The sequence below is a fragment of the Boseongicola sp. genome (assembly GCF_057460485.1).
The window spans coordinates 1-6,380 of sequence record NZ_JBVCWP010000221.1 but is presented as its reverse complement, the minus strand read 5'-3'; the positions used below and the strand labels follow the sequence as shown (position 1 = coordinate 6,380).

Sequence of the window (6,380 nt, the reverse complement as noted above, 5' to 3'; positions counted from 1 at the left end):
AGGCCGTGTAGCGCATCCTTCAAAGCCCCCTTGTCTTTAGGCGGATCGGTCATACTGAAATCAAGATGGCCCTTGGCTTGCTAGATCGCCCCACCCGGTCACAGGCAATGGAATCGTCACAGATAAAATATGAATTGTGGTGTGTATCCGCTTGTATCCAAATCGTTTACCCCGATCCAATTGTTGGATGACTTCCGAGCCGACGGGCGGTAGTTTCGCGCCTGCAGCGGGCCAGAAGGCGATTGCGCCATCTTCTTCCTTAACGATCGTGGCAATCTCAATCCCATTCTTAGACAAAAACCCGGAATCACGTGACTAACCGCGGCGAGTTGGATTGAAAATGGAGTGATCAAGAACGATCCCACAAAGAACCGTGACCACAACAACCCGCCCGGGCGGGGTCTAAAAATAAGCGTCCCGAAAGAGCGGCTCGATCATAGCTTAGCCCTTGAACACAGATGGCAAGATACGCTCGTCACCGTCCAACCAGTCAGGGACAGGAAGGTTCTTTGACCGAAGGAATGCCGGGTTGAACAGCTTTGACTGATAGCGGCTACCGTAGTCGCACAGAATAGTTACGATATTATGCCCCGGGCCCATGTCACGAGCCATCCGCATCGCGCCGGCCACATTGATGCCCGACGAGCCCCCAAGGCAAAGCCCCTCATCGCGCAGCAAATCAAACACAATCGGCAAAGCCTCGACGTCTTTCACTTTGTAGACGTCATCTGGTGTGAAGCCCTCAAGGTTTGCGGTCACACGCCCCTGCCCGATGCCTTCAGTGATGGAATCGCCCGGAGCCGGGTCTTTGCCTGTATAAAGTTTATAAAGCCCCGACCCGTCAGGATCAGATAGCGCGACCTTCACGCCTTTGGGCTGCAACGCCTCGCCCACACCCGCCAAGGTTCCGCCGGAACCAACAGAGCAAACAAACCCGTCAACCGAACCATCGGTCTGATCCCAGATTTCCGGCCCGGTCATTTCCACATGGGCGCGCCGGTTTGCTGTGTTGTCAAACTGGTTCGCCCAAATAGCACCGTTCGGCGCGGTCTCGGCCAGCCTGGCGGCAAGACGCTCGGAATAGTGAACATAGTTATTTGGGTTTTTGTAAGGAACAGCAGGGACTTGGACAAGCTCCGCGCCACAAAGGCGGATCATGTCCTTTTTTTCCTGACTTTGCGTTTCAGGGATCACAATCACCGTCTTGAAGCCCATCGACGCCCCAACCAGCGCAAGACCGATGCCAGTATTCCCGGCCGTCCCCTCGACAATCGTGCCACCGGCGCGCAGCCTGCCGGACGCCACCGCATCGCGGATAATATAAAGCGCGGCACGGTCCTTAACTGACTGGCCGGGGTTCAGAAATTCGGCCTTCCCAAGGATTTCGCACCCCGTGGCCTTGGACGGGCCTCGCAGACGGATCAGGGGTGTGTTGCCAACGGCTTCGGCAAGATCAGCGCGCACATGCATGAGGGCAGCTCCTATCAGTGTTGCGCACCGTCCTAAGGGGCCGCACAGCAGGTTTCAATGGAGTGCTGCCCGCCGACGAGCACAGCTGCTAGCCAAGCCGATGGCGTTCGTTTTGAAGCCAAAGCGCCGACAACACCAAAGGGCCCGTGTTTGCAGCGCCGCTTTGCACCAAGTCCATCAACAAACTGAACGGAATGACGTGAGACATGATATCCTCGTTTTCGCCAGCCAATCCCCCGATGTGGCCGTCCTTCCCGCTTAAATCGCACGTCGCAACGAAGCTGGTCAGGTGTTCACTGACTGCTGCAGGTGTAGGGTAATAACTGGCGATGCGATGCAGATCGCGCGCCACAACTCCGGTCTCTTCGCGAAGCTCGCGTAGCGCTGCATCTTCCGGTGTCTCAAAAGGGTCAATGCGCCCTGCGGCAGGTTCGACACACCAAGGGTTTGCGTCGCCTCGGCTGAATGCACCGTGACGAAACTGTCGAATGACCAGCACCTGATCAGTTGCGGGATCATAGGGCAGCACCGTAACCGCATCGCCCCCCAAAAGAGAAATACGCTGAACTTCGTTGCTGCGACCACCAGCAAAGGTCTGGAATTGCAGTGTTTCCTCTACAACGTCGAAGAAATCCATCAATGGTCGATGGCTTGACTTGATCGCCACATCTTCGCGTGTTGGTGATGGATCAAAAGCCGAGGGCGAAGGCGACATGCGTGCCCTCAAACGACTTGCCGCGCGATTGCGTACCTGGCCGAATAACTGCGCGGCCTCCTGGGGTGTTTTATTCGCATAAAGGCCGATATAGTCGCGTGCGGCCTCACGGGTCAGGATGCCAAACTTGGATTGCCAATCGGTTAAAGACCATAGGGCACCGGGCGTCCAGCGTCTGGGCTCGGCGAAATAGACCTCGGCAGCCGTTTCGGCTTCCCCCTGCACTACTGTGCAAGGCAAAAGATAATACCCGAACCCAACTTCATAGAAATCAAGCCGCGCTTTGGCGGCTGCGCTGATCTCAACCAAAATCCCCTCGGCAGTCTCGCCATCGGCTTCGACAATGATTGGAAACGACTGGTCCTTGGCCCAGAACACGGCGTGATCGCCAAGGGTTGCAGGCGACGCAAACACCGCCTCTCCAGCGACAATTTCAAGCAGCGTAAGGTCGCACAACGTCCCGTATAGGAAAACCGTTGAATGCGACGTCACGACCAGCGTCGTGCAAAGAACTCTGTGAACCAGGATACGAAGACGGTTCCAACAATCGCTGGGAGGACTACATCCTGGACGGCCGCGATTTTCGCGTATCCTACAAAGAGTTGCGCCATTTCCTGAAGAGCCTCAACAGGGCCATCATAATAGAGCTTCATTGAGCGGCCGAGCATTTCGTACCCTGCCCAGCAAAGCAAGGACCAGAAAACCGTCGCTGCAAGCGTTGTAAAGCCATAGCCGAATGCATGCCGATAAGATTTTCCAGCGCGCCTTCCCAAAATGGTCCAGCCCATAATGAAGCCTATCAAGCCGTTCACCGGAGCGAACCAGCCAAGCCGCGACCCTTCCGGTAAAAGAGGTTTGACAAGATCCGTCAAAAAATACGCGAGCGCGGCAAAGATCATCGCGCCAATAAGTTTTGCGCCCGTGGGCATCGTTTTGTTATCCCGGTTTAGTGACCGTAATCTGAGTTACGTCAATACTTCCGGCGTGAAAGCCCGCAGCGCAAGAGGTTAGATAGAAATTCCACATTCTTCGGAAGCGATCGTCGAATCCGCGCAACGTTTTTACTTCTTCCCATCTTGCGTTGAAAGTCTCGTGCCACCTTCGCAATGTCTGACTGTAGCTTTCGCCGAACTCGATGGACTGCAGAACGCGCAGACCCGCCCTTTCTACTTCGGCCGTAAGGACAGCCGGAGACGGAAGCATGCCCCCCGGGAAAACATATTTTTGAATAAAATCAACACCTTTTCGGTAGACTTCGAAGCGGTGGTCTTCCACAGTAATGATTTGAAGCGTCGCCGAACGGCCCGGCTTTAAGCGTTCGCGAAGCGTGTCAAAATAGACCGGCCAGTACCTTTCACCGACCGCTTCGAACATCTCGATCGAAGCAATTCCATCATAAACCCCAGTTTCGTCGCGATAATCTTGCAACTTAATGTCAACCTTGTCGGAAAGGCCCGCGCGCACCATGCGTTCGACAGCATAGTCATATTGCTCTTGCGATATCGTTAACCCTGTGACCTTTAAACCGCGCTGACCCGCCGCATATTCAGCAAAGCCACCCCAACCGCAGCCGATCTCAAGCACGTGGTCACCTGGATGAACGCCCATCTGGTCGACCATGCTTTCGTATTTTTGTTCCTGAGCCTTTTCAATGTCTTCCTGACCGGTCTTAAACAGTGCCGACGAATACGTCATCGTGTCGTCAAGCCAGAGACTGTAGAAATCATTACCCAGATCATAATGACGCGAAATGTTCTTCTTGGCCTGCGTTTTCGAGTTGTTGTTCATCCAGTGGCGCATCCGTTCGAAGGCGCGCACCACGGCCATGCCGCGGAAACTATAGTAAAGGTCATCGTTGTCTTCGTGGACCACGTCCATGAACGCCTGAAGGTCAGGCGTTGACCACCAACCTTCAAGGTAAGCCTCTGAAAACCCAAGATCTCCTTCTCGGATCAGGCGAGCGAAGACGTCCGGATTATGGATGTGCAATTCGGCAACTGGACCCGGATTCAGACCCTCGACACGGAAAACACGCCCGTCATCCAGATGAAAATCCATCCGACCGTTTTGAAGCTTGCCCGCAAGTGAGTAAGCAGTTGAAAAGTAACGCGGAAGATCCTTTTGACCTTCAAGTGCTGTCAGTGGCGTCATGACCAATCCCCTGATGACGTCACATAAAAACTAACGCGTAAATTCAATTCATCAACCTTTTCTTAAGGTTAATTTGAAGGCAGGATGCAGTCTGGAATGCAGTCGGGTTACCTGAAGCAAAATTGATCAAGAAATCCTGCTTTCGACACCCAAAACCAACGTCGGTACTGCGTCGGGGCAGGCGTCCGCAGCTTTGGGGCAGCTTTTACGCCTTACACCCTAAGATCGCGAAACACCGCCGGAAGCTGTTCGGGAAGGTCTTCAGCAATCAGTCCCGGTCCAAAGTGGCGCGCACAGGCGGCGTGGAGCCATGCGCCAGTCCCCGCAGCCTCAAGGGGCTGCATCCCGCGCGCCATCAATCCGGTGATGAAACCGGCAAGCACGTCACCAGAGCCCGCCGTTGCAAGCCAAGGGGCCGCCGCCTCGCCGGTTGATTTGATGATAACCGCCTGCCTTGCGGGATCGGCAACAATTGTTTCGGGACCTTTCAACAAGACAGTGCAGCCCGCACGCGCCGCCGCCGCGCAAACTGCGTCAACTTGAGTGCCGGCCTGAAGCATTTCGGCAAGATCGGGGAAGAGCCGCCTGAATTCACCGGTATGCGGCGTCAGGATGCAGCCGGGATGCAGCGCCGCAAAGAGCACATCCGCGTTGCGTTCAAAACGCGAGAGCGCATCTGCGTCCAAAACGGTCGCACGCTTGGCCTTCAGAGCCGCCAGAACCATCGCCTGCGTGTCTGGTCCAAGACCAAGTCCTGGCCCAAGGCAAAGCACGTTCAAGCGCGCATCTTCCAGCGCCTCGGTCAGCCCTGGCGCGCCATCAAGCGGGCGACACATAATCGCGGTTGAATGCGTCGCAATCTCGTACAGCGCCGAACGGGGACACCCGAGGGTTACTAGTCCCGCACCGATCCGCAAAGCGCCACGCGCGGCCAGCCGCGCCGCACCTGTCTTGCCTGGACCACCGGTCAGAACAAGCGCATGGCCGTGTGCATATTTGTGGGCATCCGCGGATTTTGAGAGCGCGCCGAGGCGGAGCGATTGCGCGGTGATCTCGGTCAGTTCCATGAATTTTATGCCTCCGGCGGGGATTTTCTGGACCCAAAGACTTACAGTCCAATGTCCATAACAATGAGTTTGCCGACCATGCTTGCGCCCTCTCCTTTTGTGTGGCCCAGTTTCGGGGCGTGGAAAGTGACGGTGAGATCAGGTTTCAGGGGAAATGTGGTGAGACGTTCGCCAGTATCCGCGTCGATGCCGCTTAGGATGTCGACGGCGACAAGTTTGTTGGCTTGCCAGTTGCGCTCGTAGGCGATGGCGTTGAAGGCGGCGGCGACGACGTCTGGCAATGGGCGGGTAAGGCCGATGCCGAACACCGCGTCGATCCAAACATCCGTGGGCGGATCAGCAAAGCGCATATCGCGGCCTTCAAACGGGATCAGCGGTGAGACGACGCCGCCGGTCGATGCAAAAGTGATCGCATTGGTTTTGGCGTCCTGTGGCATGGCGTCGATGCTGCCATAGTGGAACACCTCGACGTCCCAGCCGTAGTCGCGAAAGCGGTTGGCGATGACAAATCCGTCGCCACCATTGTTGCCCGGCCCCGCCAGAATACCGACGCGACGCGGCTGCATCAAAAGCTCGGGCCATGTCTCGAAAATGGCCTTCACGACGGCTTTGCCTGCACGGTCCATCAACTCGAGGCCCGTCACCGCGCCGCTTTCTATTGCCGCCGTTTCTATCGCGCGCATCTCGGCGGATGTTATGGGGTCCGTCATGAGCCTGCCTCCATTTGTCATCTTTGTCGGAAATCACCCGGCCAGACGCAAGGGATCACGCGCGCGATTCAATTACGTCCTTTTTTTGTGCGACATGCGCAAATATTAAGCATAATAAGTGCAATGTCGCGAGGCCACCCAACCGCACCCCGCCCTTACGTTGTGGCCGGTCGCACTGCATGGTCTCACCCTAGAAAACGCGCTGTAAGGGAGTGTAGCAATGAAAAAAGTCGAGGCCATTATCAAACCGTTCAAATTGGACGAGGT

General features: G+C 55.9%; 6 protein-coding genes. All 6 read right to left on the bottom strand.

Annotated features, from left to right (window positions below):
• Positions 1-441: 441 nt before the first annotated feature.
• Positions 442-1,470, bottom strand: coding sequence for a cysteine synthase A (locus AC221Y_RS18425; protein ID WP_299753256.1), 1,029 nt, complete (start codon positions 1,468-1,470; stop codon positions 442-444).
• Positions 1,471-1,558: 88 nt separating this feature from the next.
• Positions 1,559-2,677, bottom strand: a complete 1,119-nt coding sequence (locus AC221Y_RS18420; RefSeq protein ID WP_299753258.1) for an NUDIX domain-containing protein — start codon at positions 2,675-2,677, stop codon at positions 1,559-1,561.
• Entirely contained in the window at positions 2,674-3,114 is a 441-nt protein-coding gene (locus AC221Y_RS18415) for a TrgA family protein (protein WP_299753260.1), read from the bottom strand. Before AC221Y_RS18415 ends, AC221Y_RS18420 begins: the two co-directional genes overlap by 4 nt.
• 7 nt (positions 3,115-3,121) lie before the next feature.
• Positions 3,122-4,336, bottom strand: coding sequence for an SAM-dependent methyltransferase (locus tag AC221Y_RS18410; protein WP_299753262.1), 1,215 nt, complete (start codon positions 4,334-4,336; stop codon positions 3,122-3,124).
• Between the two features lie 212 nt (positions 4,337-4,548).
• Positions 4,549-5,403, bottom strand: a complete 855-nt coding sequence (locus tag AC221Y_RS18405) for an NAD(P)H-hydrate dehydratase (RefSeq protein ID WP_366141696.1) — start codon at positions 5,401-5,403, stop codon at positions 4,549-4,551.
• Between the two features lie 41 nt (positions 5,404-5,444).
• On the bottom strand, positions 5,445-6,113 hold the full coding sequence (locus tag AC221Y_RS18400) for an NAD(P)H-hydrate epimerase (RefSeq protein WP_366141697.1): 669 nt from the start codon (positions 6,111-6,113) through the stop codon (positions 5,445-5,447).
• Positions 6,114-6,380 lie beyond the last annotated feature (267 nt).